This window comes from Shewanella fidelis ATCC BAA-318, from assembly GCF_000518605.1.
GTDB classification, from domain to species: Bacteria; Pseudomonadota; Gammaproteobacteria; order Enterobacterales; family Shewanellaceae; genus Shewanella; species Shewanella fidelis.
In genome coordinates this window covers 155,962-176,744 of sequence record NZ_KI912459.1, presented here as the reverse complement: position 1 = coordinate 176,744, position 20,783 = coordinate 155,962, and the positions used below count along the sequence as shown (strand labels likewise).

Here is a 20,783-nt window from a genome sequence, read left to right as displayed (position 1 = left end):
TTCATAGCACGGCAGCGAAGCAGAATGGTTCAGCTAAGGTTTAATAAACCACAAAACAGATATATTTTTTGTCTATAAGTAAACGTTTTAACATAACCAAAACCTAATAAAATTATTGAAGTGACCTTTCTTATTGCAATGTCCCCCCCTGAATTAGCGTCTTTTTATCGAGAAAAAATAGCTTAAGGCATTAATTATATTGACAATAAAATGAACCAACTAAAGCTGCACAAAAAGGCGTCAAAAAACCAACAAAAACAGCCTAAACGTCAACAAAATAACGCCAGTCAATACTCTACAAATACGCCAAAAATCATACCGTTGACGAACTTAATTTATCAACCTAGATTAAATTACTGTGACAGTTTAGATTTAGTTTGGCATATAGGTTATCCCCACCTGACTAGACGAGTACGCACTCTGTTGCCCTTAATTCATATGATAAAAATTAAAAATAACCGCGTGCAAAAGGAAGACTATATGATCATACTCGTTGGTGGCGAAAAAGGCGGTAGCGGCAAAAGCTGCCTTGCCCAAAACATAGCCGTGTTTCTCACAGCAGAGTGTCACGCTTCAGTTATCATGGTCGATTGCGACCCTCAACGCACAACCTCTGACTGGATCCATGCTCGCAATAACAATGCTGACTTACCAAGTATCAACTGCGTCCAGCTGTATGGAAAAATCCGTAATGACCTGCTAAGTCTCGAACAACATTATGACTATGTGATTGTGGATTGCGGCGGCCAAGACAACTTGGCGTTACGCGCAACCATGTCAGTTGCATCCCATGTATTGATGCCACTTCGCCCTAAGCGTAGAGATTTAAAAACCGTTAGCCATATGGATGATATCGTTGCCACCTGCATGATGATTAACCCCAAAATGCGTGCTAGTTTTGTTATCACCCAGTGCCCTAGCCTGCCCAACCAAGCAAGTCGAATATTTGAAGCAAAAGAAGTCTGCAGAACCTATGACATCAATGTGTTAGACGCTATTACTTATAGCCGCAATATCTATGATGACAGTGAAGAGTCTGGTTTATCTGTGCTAGAGATCGAACCTAAAGGGAAGGCTGCAAATGAGATCAGAGGTATAGCTTGTGAAATGCTTCAGGCAAGCAATTCAACAGAGATCCGCAATCGCCTTGCTGAAAAACATATGAAAAAGATGAGAGGTGACTATGGGTCTGGCAGATCTCAAGAAAAGCTCTACGCAGTCTAGCACTTCGGTCAGTCACTCTCGCGTTCAACAATTAACGCTAGATGCTTTGGTTGACGACTTTATAGACGACGCGAATCGCTATGCGCTTGGTCAACAAATGTTAACCTCTGAGCAAAATAGGCTGACTGACCTAGCGTTCACTGCAGCAATAGATGACTCCACAATAACTGAAACACCAAAGAACCAGGTAGTCACTATAAAAAAGGGCGATGCTCCTGTTAGAAAAGCAACATTCACCTTAACCGAGTCTGCCATCGCTCATTTAGCCACACTTGCAAATGATTGTGATGTGGCTAAATCAAAGTTAATTCGTTTCTTAATTGAACATCACTTTAACCTAACGGCAGAGCAACGAAAACAAAAGGAGCAAAGTATTATCGTTGAATAACCCTCCCGTCCCAACCTTGGCTGACAGTAGTTGCAACGCTTTTTGAAGTATTACGCTGTCAGCATTTTTTTACTGTCGCCCTCTCTTCTATCGCCATAACATCACACTATTTTATGATCACCTCAGCTAAGCCTTATCAGAGTATACGTGCATCTACGGTTGAAAATTGCACATCACACCACATATAAAACTAATAACATGGATTAAAAAAGGGAAGATATGATCGCAATTGCACTCATATTGCTGCTAAGTGGCGCAGCAATTACTTGGATCGCCAGTGCTAACTGGCGTGCTAAGCAGCGACGCCGTGCCATCAGCAAACAACCTTTTCCCCATCAATGGCGCGAAATATTAAAACGCCGAATCCCTTTTTTTAGAATGTTGCCTGCAGATTTACAGCTACAACTCAAAAAGCACATTCAAGTATTTATCGCAGAAAAGCGTTTTGTGGGTTGTGATGGATTAGAGATAACAGATGAGATTAGAGTCACTGTCGCTGCTCAAGCGTGCTTACTCTTACTTAATCGACAAACAAATTTTTACCCTAGTTTAAAAGAGATCCTGATTTATCCCTCAGCCTTCATCGTAGAAAATCAGCAACAACATGGCGCAGGTGTCGTCTCAGAACAACGCCGAGTGCTTGCTGGAGAATCCTGGCAAAATGGCAGAGTGATTTTATCATGGCAAACAACCAAGCATGACGCTGCTGTCCCAAATGATGGCAGCAATGTTGTTATTCATGAATTTGCCCATCAACTAGATCAAGAAGACGGAAATGCTAACGGCGCACCTATCTTGAAAACTAGCGCTGATTACCAATCTTGGTCTACGGTGTTGATGCAAGAATACCAAGTTCTCGTTAGTGCTGCTCAACGAGGGGAGTACTCGCTCTTTAGCTACTACGGTGCCACTAACCCGGCAGAGTTTTTTGCAGTGATCAGCGAGGTATTTTTCGAGCAACCACACGAGTTTAAATATAGCCACCCTGCACTATATGCTGAACTAAGCTCCTTTTATCAACTGGATCCCGTAAACTGGCAATAATACCAATTAGTATAAGAACCATTAAGTTACTCGACAAACTCAAATTACAAAGGAAAAACTAATGTTCAAAATAAACTTAACTCCGTTATTCAGCAAAGCGACAACCCTCACGTTATTACTATTCTGTACCCTAAGTAGCCATACATTAAGGGCCAATGAACTTACCCAAGAGCAACAGCAGGCTGCTAAGGTGTTAGATGCACTAAATCAATACTCATCTATTGCAGATTGGGATAATTACTTCTCGTTATACACAGAGGACGGCATATTTATTGGGACAGATGTAAACGAACATTGGACAAAAAAGCAGTTTGAGCAATATGCCCGTCCAACCAAAGGTTGGCGTTATGATTTAACCACTCGAAAAATGACTCAGCGCGGCGAAGTCATCTGGTTTGATGAAGTGCTATCTAGCCCCTCCTACGGAGTGAGCCGTGGAACAGGCACATTAATAAAAACTTCCGAGGGTTGGAAGATTGCCCAATATCATCTGAGTTTTCCTATTCCCAACAAAATAGCTAAGTCAATTACGCAGCAGATTATGCAAGCGAGTAAATAATCTATTTGCTTTAGATAAAAAAATGCGATTCCGAAGAGTCGCTAATCACAAGCAAGTTAATGGTAGGAAAACCAATCGTAAATAAAAACCCGCACGGCACGTAGGGTTACCGTGCGGGGGACACAAGCTACAAAAAAGTAGCCAAACTTTTTTGCCTATCGTGACTGCCATGGCTAAACAGCAACTCGCCGTCAACTAAGCTTTAAATTAAACTATTGACGCTAATAACTCCTTAGCATGGATAGGCGCATCAACATCACGAGTAATATGCAGTTGGTTGTTATTATCAACGCCTATAAAGCGGTTAAATATAGACACCGCAGGCTCTGCAAGTTGCATATTACTGATCTGGACCCCATCAAATCCGCTACGAGCAGCTAACTCAAGATGGCTTGTCAGCTTATTCAACGCCTGTTCGTCGACAGTAGCTTGTTCTACCAACCAGCCGGACTCCATATCAACTAAGGCCAACGCACCACGCTTATGACATGTTTTAATTAACAAACGAGCATATGCTGTTAGGGATTTATCACTTGAGTTAAAACGGCAGTCATTCAATTGTGATGACATTTGCTGTTCAGCAGCCTTAGTTTTTGTATCGAGATCACCGCAGCTGAGTGCCACGATATTGGAGCGTAATTCATATAAGATCTCATCCATTTCAAATGCAGCTGCTATTGTTTCAATGCCACAGGTACACTTGATTGCTCCCGGTTGTAAACAAAACCGTGCTTCTACAAAAGCAAACACACTTGCCCACCATCGAGCTTCCAAGTGATTTTCTATACGTGGAATATAAAAATGCGGTGCGAACCCATTACTCAATAACTGGCGATAATTGCTATAAAAATACACACAGAAATCAAATAAGGCAGCAGGAATAGCGTTACCATCATATTCAACATGTTGCAGATAAAGATCTAGGTGACTCACTTTGCATGTAAAAGCACTAACCTTATTGCCTAATGGCTCCTCAACGTTACTGTCTAAACTACGACTAACTAAACTTCTTAAATATGTATGAGCTTGGATAATTTCATTCCAACTTTGACCGTCGCCAAACTCTCCAGTCTTACCTTGCGCACCTGAGGTGCTAGTTATGCTAATAGGCGATCCCAATTCAACCCGTCGATCTTGCAGCTCCTCAGAAATAGAACGGATCTGCCAATCACCATTACGAATGGCTGTAGTCTCAGCCAAGAAATCCAAACTTGCTTCTGATGCCGCATGTTGATGCTTGTGTTTTCGAAGCGTAAGCAACTGTTTCACTTGCGGAGCAAACTGTTTACTAAGCCCTTTGAGCAAGCACTTAACGCCATCGGTTAATAGCGCTTGCTGGCTAGGGCCTGCATCTCGACTAAAGACCAAACTACTCACAGACGTTTGTGTTGATTGCTCAGCTCGGCTTATCGCATTAGCTTTAGGTGGCGTAATTGTGTCTGCTTCATATAACTCTGCTGCTAACTGTGTCATTTATATCTCCTAAAACTAAACAGTCTTCAACATAACTACGCATCAAATAACGCAGCGGTACGAGATCATCATGAATTACTCTCAATACATCTAAAAACTGGTTTTAGACGATTAAAGGTACCAACCTGCGGTTATTTGTGTTTTAGCGAATGTTGATTTACCACAAAAACTACGGATTAAAAGAATGAGTTGCAAGTTTGCAGCAAACAGCAAAAACCAAAAAAGCAGCACTAAACCTAGCTATTACCAGTTAAAAACAACTCAAGATAAACAATTCAATACTTTGATTAATAAGAGATTAATTAAAAAGCAAAAGGTAAGAGCTACATTGTGAGAAAAATTAGTCTGACAAATTGACCAAGGATGCTGCATTGAACTTGCTTTCGTTATAAAATAACACGCTGCAACATTTTGTTTACAACACTTATTTGAGTACCAATAATGACGCTTTGGCAGCTTTGTTTACAACTAACGAACAAGTAAGCCACTAAAAACAATTAAAAACAGCAAGTTAAAAGTATTGAAAGCAACCCAGAATTTAAACAACCGTTTAAATCTTACCTTAACGTAAAAGTAAGTTAACTTGTGTACATAGCAAGATAAAAAGGCAGTGATAATAGATGACTAAAATTCAAAAAAACATTGGTTAAACAGCAATTTATTTTCAATTTAATTAATAAATCGGGATTTTTTGCGGTTCACTAAGCAATTCTGCGACTAAGACTCTAGTAAATTAACTAAGGATTGTTGCGGCTATATTAATGCCTGATAAAAGTACGTTTGAACATATAATACCAATCAGTACAAGAATTTGATCAACTCAGAGCGGTTTTTGGCAAACTAATTCAAGGCGAATAGCTGCAATAATGGTTATTCCCTTATAAAGCTAATCAACGCAGAAGTAGGCAGCCAAAAACGCTCCAGAATGGCGAGTTTTAGCGATTCTGATGCTGTGTTAACGACCTTGAACGTAGAGCACGCTCGTTGCCTTGCCTCAAAACCGCTAAACTCTCGCTGAGTGACTAAATGTTTATACTGATTGGTATAATCCCACCACGAAATATAAACAAGCAAGAGGCACACATTATGGTTACGGCTTGTTAGCGAGCGAACACATATTGATCTGAACTGCTGTACAGAAAGCTAAAAGAAGTGAGTAATTGGCGTTAGCAAGCATATAAGAGGTAGGCTTTGCTCATCTATAATAGGCATCCAAAAGGCTGTACGCTATAAAACAGTTAAGCTTGACCATTATGACATTTTTAGAGAAACAGCTAATTACTGCAATTAACTCAAGCCTAGTTGAATAGTCTCATTTTGACTTTGGCCTTGTTCTTCAAGCTCTTTACTGTATCGGGTAACTTGGTTGCGACCAGCATTTTTAGAGACATACAAAGCAATATCAGCCCGCTTTAAAATAGGATCTAGGCTTAAATCATCCACCATATTACTCGATACCCCAAAACTTGCACTCAAACTAAACTGATGGCCTGAGTATTTGGTTTCAATGGCTGCAATAGCCTTTTGGCAACGTTCTGCAATTTCAATGGCAGCTTCTTCATTTGAGTAAGGTAAAAACAGTGCAAACTCTTCACCGCCCATACGAGTAAAAATATCACCATCCCTAATGAGGGGCTTAACAACCGATATAACATGTTTTAGCGCCCAATCACCGGTTGCATGACCGAAACTATCATTGATCTTTTTAAAGTGATCTAAATCGAACAGTACCACTGAAAAGTGAGCCTCACGCAAACAGGTTTGTACAAACTCATTTTCTGCAAAATCTTGTCCGGCACCTCTGTTATAAACACCAGTTAGCCTATCGATTAAAGCGAGCTTACGGTAACGCAGTTTCTGCCTATGGCTAGAAAACAAAAATAACGATAGGAAAAATATGCTGCCAACGAGCATAGTGACTATCATAACGTTGTTGGCTTGAGCTGATTGATCCAACTCTTTTTGAGTTTCCATCAACTGACGCTCCTGATTAAGTAAGGCTATCTCGCGTGCCTGCTCTTGATGTTTAAACTTAGCGAGCTGATAGGCATTTGCTTTAGCTTTAGTATCATCAAGTAATTGGTTTTCATATTGTTGGTGCAATCCAAGATATTCATAAGCAAGTTTAAATTGGTTTGAATCCCTATAGAGCTGTGACAATACTTTCGATGCAATGGATTTATTTTGAATATGATTAGGTTCATCATTTAGCTTCATTGTCTTAGTCGCAAATAATTCCGCTTGCACATAATCACCTAAGCCAAAATAAGTTTGACTTAGCAATGCATTTACATGATTAATTTCAGTCTGAAAATTGAACTCTTGATACCCCTTTAAAACTGGCTCTAACAATTTTTTAGCCGACTGATAATCCTCTGTGTTGATAGCTACTGATGCTAAGCCTTTTTGAGACATTAGGCTAATAAGTGGCATTTGATTTGAGTCAGCAAAAATTCTGCTAGCAAGTAAACCTTTTTTAGCTCGAGAGTATTTAGCTTCAGATAGATCCGCGTAAGCACTCAACAACATTGCAATGCAATACTCCTGCGCATAATTATTCTGACTCAACTCCATCGCTTTTAAAGCAAACTCTCGTTGTTCTTCATAGGCATAAAGCTCGAGTGATAAATTGGAAAGGCGGATGTAAGCTCCTATTTTTATTTCAATATCTAAAACATTTTCTATCCGCTCTAAATTTGCAGTCATTAAATCTAAAACCTTAGGATATTGCTTAAGTGCAATATAATTAGTCGCTAGGTACTGATAAATAAGGATTTGGGTCACTTCATCTGGTTTTAAACTCTCAGATTTCTTTAAAAGAACAATTGCAGCTTCATACTCACCATTGTAAGTATGAAGCACTGATTGATACATCATCAACTTCGCACGTTCTTCTCTCTCAAGAGTTTGCCAATCATCTAATAGTTCGTTTATTAACGACTCTGATTGTTGAGGAGAGTTAGATAAAAATTGAGATATTCGGTTAAGCTTAACCTCGTTGCTATCCTCTTTTGCTACTGCAATAGGAGATATTGATAGTAACAAAAGAACAAAGAGGATAATTGGCATTTTAATTACTTTTTATTCGCATGAACGATAAGTAGTGTCTGTACATTTTTACCACCCGACAATGACTTAAGTTTGTCGTTACCACCCGACATTACCGCTTGGATCTCATCGTCAGTTAGACCATTTGCCTTCATTACGCCTTGAGGATCTTGCTTATACTCCTCTAATAGTTTTGCATCTGAACCTAATTTTTCGAAAAAATCATTAAACTTTGACATTTTTATTCCCTTAAATTGAATGGATTGGTTGGTGATTTATGCTCCGCCACAAAGTGACGATATTCTACTGTTAACAACTCGTTGTTTACTTAACCTAAATCGTCAGCTGTTATCCCAAGCTTGGCTAATATCTGGTGATTAAATTCAAGTTGCTTAGCTGGCGGAATTAACAGAGTGGTGATCGAGGATAACTGCGAAAATGGCAATTGTGCTAGCGAGATTCGTTCGATTCTTGGCGCTTGGGTAGGTAAATTGGGCGCCTCGTACAAAATAACTTCATGTTGCAACGGGTACCATTCATTTAGCTGCTCAACTAATACCTGTAGTCTATCTGACGAGGTATGGAACTCGGTTAAGGTGTGCTCACCAGCAATACCGATCTGCCAGAGTAATAGGTGAGTTGTGGGATCTGGTGTATGTTTATAGAACATAAACTGACTCGCCTCGAAGCTTTGATGTCCTGATCCCCCAGGATCGATCCCCACATCAGCCCATAGACATGCCTCTGCAGACATATTGCCTTTTTCAATTTGCAGCTCTTGAAAAATATTATCAGCTAACGCCGAATTTGACTTAAGCGCCTCCTCCAACGTATGCAAGCGTTGTTTGTAATCAACGCTATTCGCCATTGCCATTACAGAAAAAGCTGTAATGGCAATAAAGCATAGAAACTGTGCTGCGGCCCTAAGCATAAATTAAGATTAATTCATTGGATTGCTTACGATCATGAAAGATCTTACTTTAAGATTGTCACCCGACAATGACTTAAGCTTGTCGTTATCACCCGACATTACCACTTGGATCTCATCGTCAGTCAGACCATTTGCCTTCATCACGCCTTGAGGATCTTGCTTACTCTCTTCAAACAGTTTTGCATCTGAACCTAACTTTTCAAAAAAATCATTAAACTTTGACATTTTTATTCCCTTAAATTGAATGGATTGGTTGGTGATTTATACTCTGCCACAAAGTGACGATATTTTACTGTTAACAACTCGTTGTTTACTTAACCTAAGTCATCAGCTGTTATCCCAAGCTTGGCTAATATCTGATGATTAAATTCAAGTTGCTTAGCTGGCGGAATTAACAGAGTCGTGATCGAAGATAGCTGCGAAAATGGCAATTGTGCTAGCGAAACTCGTTCGATTCTTGGCAATTGGGTAGGTAAATTGGGCGCCTCGTACAAAATAACTTCATGTTGCAACGGGTACCATTCGTTTAGCTGCTCAACTAACACCTGTAGTCTATCTGACGAGGTATGGAACTCGGTTAAGGTGTGCTCACCTGCAATACCGATCTGCCATAGTAATAGGTGTGTTGTGGGATCAGGTGTATGTTTATAGAACATAAACTGACTCGCCTCGAAGCTTTGATGTCCTGATCCCCCAGGATCGATCCCCACATCAGCCCATAGACATGCCTCTGCAGAAATACCAGGCTCCATATGTGCATTGAAACCTTCTTCTTTCGCTTGGGCAATCGCAAAGTGAGATACACAAGCAAACACGCCCGGGTGACCATAAAGTGCACAGACCACTTTTTTACCTAAGCGTACTTGCTCCAAAATCGCTGCAACCATCTGCTTATAAGTATCGCGACGATTTTTCACCTCGCCATCTTGAGCATAATAAGGCTGGAGACTACGTACATCTGAGTTAAGCGTTTCAAGCCAGTGTTGAGCAAAGCCATCAGGAACCAAAGAGAATACTAGATCTGCATGTTCAATATAACTCTTGCTCAAGACACTTATTTGGCCGGCCAAATTAAGCCCTGTACCAACACAAACTAAAGTCCCTTTCTTATTTACCTTCATTGCTTTTATTGCCTATTTTTAATTATTTTTCAGTTTTAATACTTTGCATTAAGCAGCAAGTCTACGAGTGACGATATTGAAACTAACACAGGATCGCAACAACTGAAATACAAAAATACAAACAAATCAACACAATTAGAGTTCATCACTAGATCATTTTATCTATTCGCCAAAGCCAAGCGATTCAGCATACTGCCGGCCTCCCCCTTATTTCCCTGTATTCTGCCCATAAATAATTACAATACGTCCTGAACTAAATCGCACTTCAAGACTCAATACCCTTACCGACAGTGATTTGTATCCTGTAATTACTATATAGAATTATCACTCAAGCACACCTTAAACTAATTGCCCTTGTCATAAGGGGGACAGCTTGGGTATTATGACCGACAGATTTTGATGAAGTAGCGCATTCAATGACAATTAAAAAGAAAAGTCTTACCCTTTTGGGCGCTGCTGCGCTCTCGTTATCAATCAGTGGCTGTGGCGTTTTTGACTATTTGATCTATAAGCCTGATATTCCTCAGGGCAACTATATGGAAAAACAACAAGTCGAAAAACTACGTATCGACATGACCAAAGAGCAAGTTGAATACGTGCTAGGTCGTCCAGTGCTGCGTGACAGTTTCTCTGATGATACTTGGTATTATGTATACCACTATAAAAGCGGCCGCGACGCGAGTATTACTCACAAAGAACTCATTTTGAACTTCGATGGCGATAAGCTTGTTGAAGTTAAAGGCGATTACGAACTAAGCCCAGAGTTTAATACTCCGCTAGATCAGAGCCGTTTACCAGAAGTGAATACGCCTGAAGCCGATCCGCTTATTCCAGAGCAACGCCCGCAGGCAGAACCATTAGTTGAAGAGCAAAACACTCAACCAGAAACACTTTCAGAAAAGTTTGAGTAACAGCAAACGATTGTGAATATAAAAATGGCGAGCCACTGAGTGACTCGCCATTTTTGTATGACTATTAAAGCTTACTACCGGTGATTTTGTTAATCCGGCCATCTTCTTTAGCTTTTTCTGCACGTTTACGACGTACATCTTTTGGATCAGCAATGAGCGGCCGATAAATCTCTACCCTTTGCCCCGGTTGTAACACTTCATCATGTTTAACTAAGCGACTAAAAATACCGAGTTTAACCGTCTTTAAGTCAATTTCGGGGAAGTATCGCTGCATATCACTCAGCTTTACCGCTTCAATACAGGTTGTTTCTGGCGGCACATGTACCTGAATGAGCTTTTGCTGCTTAGGCAAGGCATAAATGACTTCAACTAGAAAACCATTTTGTTCTGTACTCATTTGTAAATCACCTTTGCTCGATTAGTGAATGCTGTCACCATCGACGCCATCAATTCTTTAAACACCTTACCAAAAGCAAGATCAGCAATTGAGCTTGAAAACTCAAAACTCAACTCAAACTCAACTTTACAGGCATCATCTGCAAGCTCAATAAACTTCCAATGACCGAATAGTTCCTTAAACGGACCATTTTCTAACTGCAATTGAATACTCTTTCCCGGTACAACCTGATTACGGGTAGTAAATGTCTTACTTATTCCCGCTTTAGCGACATCAACTGACGCAAGCATGGTTTTACCGTCAAACTCAATCACTTTGCCACCCACACAACCAGGTAAGAACTCTTTGTAAGACTCAACATCGTTAACTAAGTCATACATCTGCATCGCGCTAAAGCGAACTAAGACACTGCGAGAAATTTGCGGCATTGACGATAGATACTCGGTAAATTAAATTCGAAACCACGATTTTAGCATGAACACAAAAAAACGCATCTTTGATACAATAGACACGCATTAAGCGACTAAAAAGCAAACAAAGTCGCTTGATTTCAGTATAAATCATCTAATAAATTGATATCGCCAATTCCATATTTACCCGGCGTGAGTATAATGACTGTCCTATGGCTAAGAAAAACGCAAAAAATTCAAAAAACGATTCAGCGACTATCGCACGTAATAAACGTGCTAACTTCGACTATAAGTTTGAAGAGAAGCTAGAAGCCGGCCTATCTTTAATGGGATGGGAAGTAAAGTCTATTCGTATGGGCAAGGTCAACCTGTCTGAAAGTTACGTGTTCTTAAGAGAAGGCGAAGCTTTTTTATTTGGTTGTACTATTGCGCCACTCAATACAGCATCGACACACGTCGTTTGTGATCCTATGCGTTCGCGTAAGCTGCTATTGAAGCGTAAAGAGCTCGATAAACTGCAAGGTTTAGTTGACCGTAAAGGCTACTCAATTGTACCAATTTCAATGTATTGGCAAAAAGGTGCTTGGGTTAAAGTACAAATAGGTCTAGGTAAAGGTAAGAAAGATCACGATAAGCGTGAAGATACCAAAGACCGTGAATGGCAGATTGAAAAATCTCGAACCATGAAAAAGGCAGTTCAACAGTAAATTAGACTAATTAATTTACTCATAATGCTGGTATAACGAACAATCGATTAGTAATGCGTTTTTTATCCTTGTTAAATGATGACATCACGCGTTACAATCAAATTGTACTTGGGGGCGATTCTGGATTCGACAAGATTCTCGAAACCCTGGGAGCATGCCGAGGGGCGGTTGGCCTCGTAAAAAGCCGCACAGTTATAGTTGCAAACGACGATAACTACGCTCTAGCAGCTTAGGCTAGCTAGCCATCTTGCTCACGTTTCTCAAATGGGCAGAGTATTAAGATGGTCACCTTTACATTTGATAGCGAGGGAACCATGTTCAGGGGTGAACCGCGAAACAGTACTGGACTCGCCAGATACAATCCTGTCTTTCGGAGTGTATTTGGTTAACCAAAAGAGAGACTAAGCATGTAGCGCCTTGGATGTAGGCTTTTTGGACGCGGGTTCGAGCCCCGCCGCCTCCACCAAATAAAACAAAGGGTTAGCCGAAAGGCTAACCCTTTGTCACATCTGAATGGCGACAAATTGCCCACGCAGTTTCAAAAGTTGCCCACAAATGCCCTTTACCTTAGTTCGTTGCTGGTAAGCTTTACCCTCTTTTTTTTATTTCAGTTTTATTTTTATCTAACTTAATGTTTTTATTGTGTTTGATCACCTTTCTAATTTTTAGCCTTTCTTGTTAAAACCCCACGAAATCCAGCGAAAACCCAGCATCCATGCGGCTTTCAAGATTGCTTAGCCTCTCAGCGTTCCTGTATGGAACTGCAACACAGTGAAATAAACCGCGATCATTTCAGATCTTTGATCTATTAAAAGCCCTAGGAATGGCGCAGGCTGCGCCTATGAACTGCAATAATCTAAAACTGACATAAAAAATTTATAAAAAGCGCGCAGGAGAGGAGGATGTGTGCGGATTTCGTGGTGCGGATTCTCTGTGTGAATGGTTTTCGTGGGAAAACTGGGTGGTAACATCCGGGCGCGGGTTCGAGCCCCGTCAGCACAACATCCCACCAACACTAAGGTTAGCAATAACCTTCAAAGGCCGCTAAATCCTAACCAGGTGGATTTAGCGGCTTTTTTGTATCTGTAACTTTCTAAAAGTCACTTCTTCTACAAACAAAAGCCAAAAGCATATACTCAAACTATTCTGAAACATGAAGCATTAGATACTAGCCTTTATAACACAAACGCGATCTCTTCCTTGTTGTTTCGCTTGATATAGTGCTTTATCGGCTAAGGTTAATGCCTTTTTCAGCTCACTTTTATGATTAAAGTAAGCAACACCAACACTCATGGTTAGGTTTAGCTCTAAAGAGTTTACTATGAATAATTCCTTGGATATGACTTTCCTTAACCGTTCACATTGGGCTTTGGCTTCTGCAATTTTTATCGATGGCATGAGCAATATAAACTCTTCACCGCCACTTCTTGACAACACAAAGCTATCTGAAATGTGCATTCTACATAGATTAGCAAAACCGACTAAAACACCATCACCTACATCATGGCCATAGGTATCATTAATTCTCTTAAAGAAATCAATATCAAAAATAGCAACAGCGCCATATGTGACTGAACTATCAAGATGACTGATGCGGTGTTCAAAGCCCCGCCTATTAGACAAACCTGTTAAAAAATCAGTATAGGCTTCATTTTCTAGTATTAGCTTCTCTCTTTCACTGCCTTTATACTTTTTAAAGTACCTTATAGAAGGAGTAATAATTAATAAGAAAAACACTAACAATGAAATAAACACAAATACTTTAATATGCGAGCTAGACTGAGTTCTCGATATTATCAGCTCCCATTTTGTGTTAAAAACACTAACGCTAGCAGATAACTTTTCCCCTTCAAGCACTCCGTGAGAAGTGATAATTTTGTCGTAATCATTTTTACTATCTGGGTTATATCCCAATAAGTCATAGTCGGTAATGTCATAGCTTTTTAATACACGATCAATATTGTTAAGTATAGATTCTAAATAGACTACTGAAGATGTTAGCCCCCAAAGCTCGCTTCCATTTCGAATAGCTCTTCTCACAATAAAAGCTTGCTTATCATTTTGTACTAATTGTACTGGGCCTATTATTGCCACTTCACGGTTTAAAATGGCCTCTAGACTACCCAGTTTTCTGTTATGGTCGCTTAACACATCATGCCCAATGGCTTTCATATTATCCGCATAAGGATAGGCATAAGAGACCACACCATTCGGCAGTAATAATATTGAGTCGACGAACTCATAATCTTGCAGCAGCTTTTTTGCAATTCGATCAAGTTGATTATGAGTTAAGGTATGACCATCTGATACTTCAACCATTTCTTTTAGAACTTCAGATGAGATCAACGCGCCGTTAAAAATGGAGCCCATTACTTTATTTAACTCTGCAACCACTAAAAGTAAACGCTTCTCATCTTTATTTTTATCTAATGAATAAACAATAAGCTCAGTCACAAGTATTAATATCACTATAAAAATAAAAGCAAGAAATCTATTCAACATAACGGCTATCCATCAGAAAAACTAAATTAAGCTAATTTAGCTTATACAAAATTATCCTCCAGCTAGACAATATAAACATCATCTTAGTCAGACTTTAAGGAGCTGTGCATTATACGTACAGCATACTTTTTGTCGATATATATTTAAACAATGTAAGACCAATTAAAAATGTAACAAAATAAACATGTTACATATGCATCAACTTGGTAAATATAATTAATAAAAAATGTAATCAGTAAAGGAAAACACGTTTTCTCAATACCATCTAGCGTATATAAATAAGCTTAAAGTACTAAAATATTACAGTAACAATTAGTCGACTCCGTCTTATTCTATTAACACTAGATGAGTAGTAACCTTTAAAGTCCCCCGTTTCTAGAGTCTTTTTAATCGCTGCTTTTTAAGATTTTAGCGCACCAGTAAAATTGCATTAAAAATGCCTTTACCGATAATCAGACATAAAAAAACCTGCGTTAAGCAGGTTTCTTTATATCAATATTGCTTTTTACAAAGCGAATTGATTAGTTTTGCTTTCTAACAAACTTAGACTTAAGCATCATTTGGCCGTGACCATCAACTTTACAGTCAATATCGTGGTCAGCATCAACAAAGCGCTTAATAACTGCTTTAGTACCAACTTTAAGTACGATTGAAGTACCCTTAACCTTAAGATCTTTGATTAGCGTAACTTTATCTTCTTCAGCTAATAAGTTACCCACTGCATCTTTTAGAATAATCGCATCAGGATCAACGATAACTTCATTTGGATTCCATTCGTGAGCACACTCAGGACAAACTAAGTTTGTACCGTCTTCGTATACGTAGATAGACTCACATTTTGGGCATGGTGGGATAGCGCTCATGGCATTTTCTCTTTGAATGGGTAAATTGTTGGATAGCGCTTAATGCTCCCTTCTATGGGCATCAAACGATCCTCCTTTTAAAGACATATTATAATAAAAATTTGCCATAGCAGCTAGGTTCAAAGATCCGTCTTGTGAGACTGCATCATATTCAGCCTATTGCTATTTGATCTTGATAACAAAATAGCGCTTAGACAGCATATTATTTAGGCTGTTATAGACTATTTTAGTGAACTGAATCTTATTTACAGTTGCAATTGGTCACCAAGATCACAGCCAAACAGCAGAGCTTGATATTGCTCTCGCTTATATGCGATTAAATGAGTATCTGCGTAAGCTAAAGGCAACAATGACTGTGTACTTATAGCTGTTAATCACTTAATAAAATATCAAACAATGGTTTGCCCATACTGTTTTACAGAAATTCCGAATTGAGCTTTAAAGCGCTGACTAAATCGACTTTCAGATTGATAACCACAACGAACCGCCAGTTCCAGCTGAGTTAATGGTTTTTCATTTTGGGCATGGGCTGTTTGCATAATACTAATCGCATTTAGCATTCTTACCTCTGCGAGCAACTCTTTAAATGAGGTGCCTTCTTTACTTAGGTGACGCATAAAAGTCGCTTGACTCATAGCAAATCGGCCACAGGTATTTTCAATGCTGTGGTTGCTTGCAGGATCAATAGCAAGATAACGACTCACTTTTTGTCGCAGAGATAATTGACTGTGAGCAAACAGATGAGACAAACCTCCAGCTTCAAAAAGTTGTTGATAAAAACCGTCTAGATAATATTGCTGCGCCGCATTAGTTAATGGCTGCTCAGCCATAGCAATCAACTGAGACAGGGCAAAGTTAAGCTTACCATCCACCGCAATGCTTGGTGGCGTTAATAGCGGTTGCGGAGCTAAATCTGTTGCTGATAACTTCTCAAGAATCACAGCAGAGGGTAAAGATTTAAACGAAATCTGAATCGACTGAAATTGCTCTTGCCTAGGTTCATTGATAAAAGTCAGTGGTTGATTTTCTGCCGCTAGCAACCAGTTATGGCGATTAAAGGTAAGCGCCTCCCCTTGCCACTGCAGATGTTTAACCCCAGCAGTAACCGCAATGATGCTTGGCGCTAATACAGGCACATTGCGTAACGGTTGCGCCTTACGGCCAAAGTAACGATCAATTTTTATCAATGAACTCATTTGTAGTCAATGCCGCCCTAACGCACGTAAGTTGCGGTTAACACCGCTTTATCTATGGCCATTTTATTTAATGTAAATCCCACTACTGCTGGCGATATATCGCTAGGAAGATCTATCTTAGCTTGCGGTAATGCCCATACAGTAAATTGATAACGATGCATGCCATCACCTTCCGGTGGACAAACTCCACCATAACCAGGCTTACCATAGTCAGTTCTTGTTTCTAGGCCTATGTTAACTTTACCTGATGCACCTTGAGCAATCGACGTCACGTCAGCAGGAATGTTAAGCACTGTCCAATGCCACCAACCGCTGCCAGTAGGTGCATCTGGGTCAAAAGCGGTTATGGCAAAACTCTTAGTACCTTTAGGTGCATTTTTCCAAGAGAGTTGTGGTGATAAATTCCCCCCACTGCAGCCCATGCCGTTATATTCAAATTTCGATGACATCAACTGACCTTCATTGATATCAGTACTTGTTAGTTCTAATGCATAGCTGTGAGCAGAGAAGGCTAATAATGCAATTGATAAACCTATGTGTTTCATAATAAACCCTAAGCAGTTATTGGATGAACATCTAGTTTAATTAATCAACCACATAAAAATTAACAATAACTATCATAATAAATACCAATTAAGCTTATTATGATAGTTTTGGTTTGATAAGTATTAAACAAATTAACGCGTACTAAAGCCCTGCTGTTTTAAATATGCTTGCATAAAGGGTCTAGCTTCTTTATCTAGAGTTGCGCTTACCTGCTCAGACCAAGAGACTTGCTTATTATTACTACTCCTTGCAGCATAATAAGCACGTACATGCTGATCATATGTCTTAAGTTCTTCGCTATCTAACTGTTGATACTGCTCCTGATGCACCACAATGCTTAGTGGCAGCCGTGGCTTTATTTCTGGCTGTCTTGCCGGATAACCAAGGCACATGCCAAATAAAGGCACCACATGATTCGGTAAACTAAGCAATTCGGTTAGCTTACTAGGGTTATTGCGGATCCCACCAATGTATACCCCACCAAGCCCCATAGATTCAGCAGCTAAAAGCGCATTCTGCCCCATTAGACCAGTATCAATTGCACCGATTAATGTTTGTTCTGTAAAACCCAACTGTGCGTTAGGGCTTATCTGCTTATGACGGAAAAAATCTGCACAAAATACTAAGAACTCTGCAGCGGATGCGACATAAGCTTGACCACCAGCTAGCTGGGCTATTTGCGCGCGAGTTTCTGGATTAGTAATACGAATAATGCTGGTACATTGGATAAAACTAGAACTTGAGGCCGCATTTGCACAACTCAAGATAAGCTGTAATTTTTGTGGCTCAATTGGTTCAGTGGTGAACTGCCTAATAGATCTGTGCTGTAAAATAGTTTCTATCGTCTGGTTCATAACAAGCGGCCTTTATTAAACTTGAACTTATATCGTTACAGCCTACTTTTGAGCTCTAATCGTCGCAAGCAAATATATTAAATCACCAATTTACCACTCTATTTAAGCCCATATCGACACAGCCGTTATAAGCCGTGTCAACTAGCCTCAAGAGCACAAAAAAGCAACAAATGTTGCAAATGATTAACTAAAATTAAATGTGATTCATGTTTATTGACCACTTGCTACTACAGGAATAGGTTAATAAGCATATGGTGCAGAGATCACATTTTGCCATCTCCGTCAGCCATAACTATTCATGGAGTATTCTGATGAGAAATTTAGAACTATTTAGCACAGCGTCCATTGATCACTTAATGTGGTCACAAAAAGATTATTCAGCTAACCTCGACTCGCCAGCTCTTTCGATTTTTACCGACTTTGATCATAACCAGCCTATGGTTATCGACTCTTCAGCCAGTGCCGTAGACACGGCAGACATCATGGTTAAAACCCATGCTTTTATGCGTTTAGTTGTAGATAAAAGTAATCGCTTTTTAGGAATAATTACCCAGTATGAGTTATCTCATAGCAAAATGATGAAACTGGCTACAAAGAACTCGTGCAATATTAATGACCTACAAGTAACAGAACTCATGGTACCAAGAGATGCCTTGATGGCACTTGATTACCATCAAGTCGCTACCGCAAACGTAAGTGATGTGGTACGTGCCCTCCAAGAAAATGGCTTACATCACATGCTCGTCATCGATCATGAGCTGCACCATATTAGAGGCCTAATTGCAGCCAATGATGTGGCAAGAAAGCTAAATGTGCCGATTGACATCCATCAGCCACCGTCTTTTTCGCAAATATTCAAAGCTACCCGTTAAAAATTAACAGCCCCATCGATATACAAATCAATGGGGCTTTGAAAAGTAACTTTTAATTTATTGATTTACAACTAAGTAGCGGATCAACTCTGGTACAGTGAGTGCTTTAGAGTACAACCAACCTTGTTGTAGATGAACGCCTAACGAATTTAAAATATCGGCTTGCGATTGCGTTTCAACGCCTTCAGCTATTACCTTAATATTAAGCTCTTCTGCAATAGCCATATAAGACAACACTAACGACAGTTTATTACCGGGCTCGCCGAGCTGGCTAACAAACTGTTGATCGATTTTAAGGTAATCAAAATCTAAGTTTTGTAACCACAAGTTGCCGCCGTAACCGGTTCCCGCATCATCTAATTCAATTTTACAACCAAGTAACTGGCAAACATCAATAAATTGCTTAAGCTTGTCCCAATCAGATATCTGGATCCGCTCCGTTAATTCAAAACTCAAATAATTAACTGGGTAGCCTTGCTCTGCAAGTTCAAGCAAAAACTGATGCATGACTCCTTGCTCAATCTCTTTCGCGCTAATATTAATACTGCACCAAGCAATAGTTTGCTGCTTTAACAAACCTGTTAACTCATTAAGTGCCGTGAGCATGACCCAACGAGTTATGTCTGGCATTACTGGTGATAATTCCAAGTCACCAATAAAGTCCGCTGTATTGCGTATGCTACCATCGGCATTTCGCCACCTGAGCAAGACTTCCACACTAAACGTGCTCGCTTTATTAATATCAATAATTGGCTGATACACTAAAAAGAATTCATTTCTTTTCAAAGCCATTCTAAAGCTTCTGTTTAAATACAATTGTTTAGCAAGGCCACTCATTAAATAACCAAAAAATAGCATTAACCCTGAAGCTAGCATGGAGATTAAAAAGTAATTTAACCAAAGCCAGTTTTTAGCAATTGCATCAATCGAAAAGCAATAGCGAAGATTAGTCGTTGCCGAGTAAAATTTCATTGTCTCGGCATCAGATGCTCCGTCATCAATTCGCAGCAATTCACTACCATTGTTCAAATGCACACTTAAGCCATTTGACAGTGTCGCATAAGGCAAAATATCAGCCATGTTTTGCACCGCATCAACACTGACAAATAATTCAAAGTTATCAGATAGACGAGCTGCGTATATTGGCCACAGAGCATTGCTATTGTTATTGTTAGTTTGCTGATAAATATACAAACCACGTTCTGAAGACTCACCGACCTTAACGTATTTGGGTCCATAAATTTGAGTCGTCCCGATCGCCGAACATATAACTGATTCGCTGAGATATTTAACCCAAACCAGATCTTGCTCATTAGAAGTCAGAATATGGTCGGTAAGCACCTGGAGAACTTCAGCAGAACAGGCTTTAGCTTGTAATCCTCGTAACTCGTTTTGGATCGCCTTTAAGTTGTGATTAGCTTTAGTTAAGCCCTCGACATACAGATTATCGAACTTAACCACCTTCATAGAAAAGGTTCTGAATACCCGATAGTGCACTAAATAGTATGAGGCAACAGCACAAAACAACACCATGGCGATAATGAGCCAAGGAAACTGTTTGTTACTAGTCATGTTGTCAAATTTAAGCATTAAGCCTATGCCAGTTAAAATAGTTAATGTCTACCAAGCACAAAATAAGTGCTTGCGTGTAACTTCAGGCCTAAGGCCCGTAAAGTGTGCTTCATTAAATCATCTCAACTGGATCAGCAAAATTGATGCTGTCGCCAGACACTATAT

General features: G+C 39.7%; 20 protein-coding genes, 1 other RNA gene and 1 pseudogene. 8 read left to right on the top strand and 14 right to left on the bottom strand.

What is annotated here, in order from left to right:
- Window positions 1-480 precede the first annotated feature (480 nt).
- From L884_RS0116920 to L884_RS0116905, 4 genes are all read left to right on the top strand, one after another.
- The gene (locus L884_RS0116920; RefSeq protein WP_028768603.1) at window positions 481-1,224 is read left to right on the top strand and encodes a division plane positioning ATPase MipZ; all 744 of its coding nucleotides are present in this window, start codon (window positions 481-483) and stop codon (window positions 1,222-1,224) included.
- Window positions 1,184-1,612, top strand: a complete 429-nt coding sequence (locus tag L884_RS0116915; protein ID WP_028768602.1) for a hypothetical protein — start codon at window positions 1,184-1,186, stop codon at window positions 1,610-1,612. Before L884_RS0116920 ends, L884_RS0116915 begins: the two co-directional genes overlap by 41 nt.
- Window positions 1,613-1,831: 219 nt before the next feature.
- A complete protein-coding gene (locus tag L884_RS0116910; protein WP_028768601.1) occupies window positions 1,832-2,656 on the top strand; it encodes a M90 family metallopeptidase in 825 nt (274 codons plus the stop codon).
- Window positions 2,657-2,717: 61 nt separating this feature from the next.
- On the top strand, window positions 2,718-3,215 hold the full coding sequence (locus L884_RS0116905) for a nuclear transport factor 2 family protein (RefSeq protein ID WP_037411116.1): 498 nt from the start codon (window positions 2,718-2,720) through the stop codon (window positions 3,213-3,215).
- 207 nt (window positions 3,216-3,422) lie between these two features.
- Here the strand turns inward: L884_RS0116905 and L884_RS22290 are convergent, their stop codons facing one another.
- The 6 genes and pseudogenes from L884_RS22290 to L884_RS0116870 all read right to left on the bottom strand — a co-directional run bounded on the left by L884_RS22290 (window position 3,423) and on the right by L884_RS0116870 (window position 9,788).
- The gene (locus tag L884_RS22290; protein WP_051435670.1) at window positions 3,423-4,688 is read right to left on the bottom strand and encodes an aldolase/citrate lyase/malate synthase family protein; all 1,266 of its coding nucleotides are present in this window, start codon (window positions 4,686-4,688) and stop codon (window positions 3,423-3,425) included.
- A gap of 1,287 nt (window positions 4,689-5,975) precedes the next feature.
- Window positions 5,976-7,757 (bottom strand): GGDEF domain-containing protein, encoded by a 1,782-nt coding sequence (locus L884_RS22285; RefSeq protein ID WP_084221460.1) that lies wholly within the window; start codon window positions 7,755-7,757, stop codon window positions 5,976-5,978.
- A gap of 5 nt (window positions 7,758-7,762) precedes the next feature.
- Window positions 7,763-7,975, bottom strand: a complete 213-nt coding sequence (locus tag L884_RS0116885) for a hypothetical protein (RefSeq protein ID WP_028768599.1) — start codon at window positions 7,973-7,975, stop codon at window positions 7,763-7,765.
- A gap of 89 nt (window positions 7,976-8,064) precedes the next feature.
- Window positions 8,065-8,490: pseudogene (locus L884_RS22280) on the bottom strand (SAM-dependent methyltransferase); the annotation flags it as partial.
- Window positions 8,491-8,676: 186 nt separating this feature from the next.
- Window positions 8,677-8,892: a hypothetical protein gene (locus L884_RS0116875; protein ID WP_028768598.1), complete on the bottom strand. Its 216-nt coding sequence runs from the start codon at window positions 8,890-8,892 to the stop codon at window positions 8,677-8,679.
- Window positions 8,893-8,981: 89 nt separating this feature from the next.
- Window positions 8,982-9,788, bottom strand: coding sequence for an SAM-dependent methyltransferase (locus L884_RS0116870; RefSeq protein ID WP_028768597.1), 807 nt, complete (start codon window positions 9,786-9,788; stop codon window positions 8,982-8,984).
- 416 nt (window positions 9,789-10,204) lie between these two features.
- Between L884_RS0116870 and L884_RS0116865 the strand changes: the two genes are divergently transcribed.
- Window positions 10,205-10,699 carry an outer membrane protein assembly factor BamE gene (locus tag L884_RS0116865; RefSeq protein ID WP_028768596.1) on the top strand — a complete coding sequence of 165 codons (495 nt, stop codon included), beginning with the start codon at window positions 10,205-10,207 and terminating at the stop codon, window positions 10,697-10,699.
- A 64-nt stretch (window positions 10,700-10,763) separates the two neighbouring features.
- On the opposite strand, the gene L884_RS0116860 is transcribed toward L884_RS0116865, so the two are convergent.
- Both L884_RS0116860 and L884_RS0116855 read right to left on the bottom strand, forming a co-directional pair.
- A complete protein-coding gene (locus tag L884_RS0116860; protein ID WP_028768595.1) occupies window positions 10,764-11,096 on the bottom strand; it encodes an RnfH family protein in 333 nt (110 codons plus the stop codon).
- Window positions 11,093-11,524 carry an SRPBCC family protein gene (locus tag L884_RS0116855; protein WP_028768594.1) on the bottom strand — a complete coding sequence of 144 codons (432 nt, stop codon included), beginning with the start codon at window positions 11,522-11,524 and terminating at the stop codon, window positions 11,093-11,095. The genes L884_RS0116860 and L884_RS0116855 overlap by 4 nt, the downstream gene beginning before the upstream one ends.
- Before the next feature lie 194 nt (window positions 11,525-11,718).
- On the opposite strand from L884_RS0116855, the gene smpB reads away from it, so the two are divergent.
- Both smpB and ssrA read left to right on the top strand, forming a co-directional pair.
- Window positions 11,719-12,213, top strand: a complete 495-nt coding sequence (gene smpB, locus L884_RS0116850; protein ID WP_028768593.1) for an SsrA-binding protein SmpB — start codon at window positions 11,719-11,721, stop codon at window positions 12,211-12,213.
- Window positions 12,214-12,323: 110 nt separating this feature from the next.
- Window positions 12,324-12,679, top strand: a transfer-messenger RNA (tmRNA) gene (ssrA, locus tag L884_RS22915).
- Between the two features lie 695 nt (window positions 12,680-13,374).
- Here ssrA and L884_RS0116845 read toward each other — a convergent pair.
- From L884_RS0116845 to nfsA, 5 genes are all read right to left on the bottom strand, one after another.
- Complete coding sequence (locus L884_RS0116845; RefSeq protein ID WP_051435668.1) at window positions 13,375-14,715, bottom strand: sensor domain-containing diguanylate cyclase; 1,341 nt, start codon at window positions 14,713-14,715, stop codon at window positions 13,375-13,377.
- Window positions 14,716-15,236: 521 nt separating this feature from the next.
- Entirely contained in the window at window positions 15,237-15,578 is a 342-nt protein-coding gene (locus L884_RS0116840) for a zinc ribbon domain-containing protein YjdM (RefSeq protein ID WP_028768591.1), read from the bottom strand.
- 389 nt (window positions 15,579-15,967) lie between these two features.
- Entirely contained in the window at window positions 15,968-16,774 is an 807-nt protein-coding gene (locus L884_RS0116835; RefSeq protein ID WP_028768590.1) for a helix-turn-helix transcriptional regulator, read from the bottom strand.
- 17 nt (window positions 16,775-16,791) lie between these two features.
- Window positions 16,792-17,319 (bottom strand): YbhB/YbcL family Raf kinase inhibitor-like protein, encoded by a 528-nt coding sequence (locus L884_RS0116830; protein ID WP_028768589.1) that lies wholly within the window; start codon window positions 17,317-17,319, stop codon window positions 16,792-16,794.
- Window positions 17,320-17,451: 132 nt separating this feature from the next.
- Complete coding sequence (gene nfsA / locus L884_RS0116825; RefSeq protein WP_028768588.1) at window positions 17,452-18,174, bottom strand: oxygen-insensitive NADPH nitroreductase; 723 nt, start codon at window positions 18,172-18,174, stop codon at window positions 17,452-17,454.
- A gap of 311 nt (window positions 18,175-18,485) precedes the next feature.
- Here nfsA and L884_RS0116820 point away from each other — a divergent pair, with 311 nt between their 5' ends.
- On the top strand, window positions 18,486-19,046 hold the full coding sequence (locus tag L884_RS0116820) for a CBS domain-containing protein (RefSeq protein ID WP_028768587.1): 561 nt from the start codon (window positions 18,486-18,488) through the stop codon (window positions 19,044-19,046).
- A 57-nt stretch (window positions 19,047-19,103) separates the two neighbouring features.
- Here L884_RS0116820 and L884_RS0116815 read toward each other — a convergent pair whose 3' ends face one another.
- On the bottom strand, window positions 19,104-20,618 hold the full coding sequence (locus L884_RS0116815; protein WP_156925713.1) for an EAL domain-containing protein: 1,515 nt from the start codon (window positions 20,616-20,618) through the stop codon (window positions 19,104-19,106).
- Window positions 20,619-20,783: the final 165 nt, after the last annotated feature.

Coding starts and splice junctions, on each gene's coding strand:
- L884_RS0116915 (WP_028768602.1), top strand. CDS start 1,184: ATGGGTCTGGCAGATCTCAAGAAAAGCTCTACGCAGTCTAGCACTTCG.
- L884_RS0116885 (WP_028768599.1), bottom strand. CDS start 7,975: ATGTCAAAGTTTAATGATTTTTTCGAAAAATTAGGTTCAGATGCAAAA.
- nfsA (WP_028768588.1), bottom strand. CDS start 18,174: ATGAACCAGACGATAGAAACTATTTTACAGCACAGATCTATTAGGCAG.
- L884_RS0116860 (WP_028768595.1), bottom strand. CDS start 11,096: ATGAGTACAGAACAAAATGGTTTTCTAGTTGAAGTCATTTATGCCTTG.
- smpB (WP_028768593.1), top strand. CDS start 11,719: ATGGCTAAGAAAAACGCAAAAAATTCAAAAAACGATTCAGCGACTATC.
- L884_RS0116815 (WP_156925713.1), bottom strand. CDS start 20,618: ATGACTAGTAACAAACAGTTTCCTTGGCTCATTATCGCCATGGTGTTG.
- L884_RS22285 (WP_084221460.1), bottom strand. CDS start 7,757: ATGCCAATTATCCTCTTTGTTCTTTTGTTACTATCAATATCTCCTATT.
- L884_RS22290 (WP_051435670.1), bottom strand. CDS start 4,688: ATGACACAGTTAGCAGCAGAGTTATATGAAGCAGACACAATTACGCCA.
- L884_RS0116830 (WP_028768589.1), bottom strand. CDS start 17,319: ATGAAACACATAGGTTTATCAATTGCATTATTAGCCTTCTCTGCTCAC.
- L884_RS0116910 (WP_028768601.1), top strand. CDS start 1,832: ATGATCGCAATTGCACTCATATTGCTGCTAAGTGGCGCAGCAATTACT.
- L884_RS0116870 (WP_028768597.1), bottom strand. CDS start 9,788: ATGAAGGTAAATAAGAAAGGGACTTTAGTTTGTGTTGGTACAGGGCTT.
- L884_RS0116845 (WP_051435668.1), bottom strand. CDS start 14,715: ATGTTGAATAGATTTCTTGCTTTTATTTTTATAGTGATATTAATACTT.
- L884_RS0116835 (WP_028768590.1), bottom strand. CDS start 16,774: ATGAGTTCATTGATAAAAATTGATCGTTACTTTGGCCGTAAGGCGCAA.
- L884_RS0116865 (WP_028768596.1), top strand. CDS start 10,205: ATGACAATTAAAAAGAAAAGTCTTACCCTTTTGGGCGCTGCTGCGCTC.
- L884_RS0116920 (WP_028768603.1), top strand. CDS start 481: ATGATCATACTCGTTGGTGGCGAAAAAGGCGGTAGCGGCAAAAGCTGC.
- L884_RS0116820 (WP_028768587.1), top strand. CDS start 18,486: ATGAGAAATTTAGAACTATTTAGCACAGCGTCCATTGATCACTTAATG.
- L884_RS0116905 (WP_037411116.1), top strand. CDS start 2,718: ATGTTCAAAATAAACTTAACTCCGTTATTCAGCAAAGCGACAACCCTC.
- L884_RS0116875 (WP_028768598.1), bottom strand. CDS start 8,892: ATGTCAAAGTTTAATGATTTTTTTGAAAAGTTAGGTTCAGATGCAAAA.
- L884_RS0116855 (WP_028768594.1), bottom strand. CDS start 11,524: ATGCCGCAAATTTCTCGCAGTGTCTTAGTTCGCTTTAGCGCGATGCAG.
- L884_RS0116840 (WP_028768591.1), bottom strand. CDS start 15,578: ATGAGCGCTATCCCACCATGCCCAAAATGTGAGTCTATCTACGTATAC.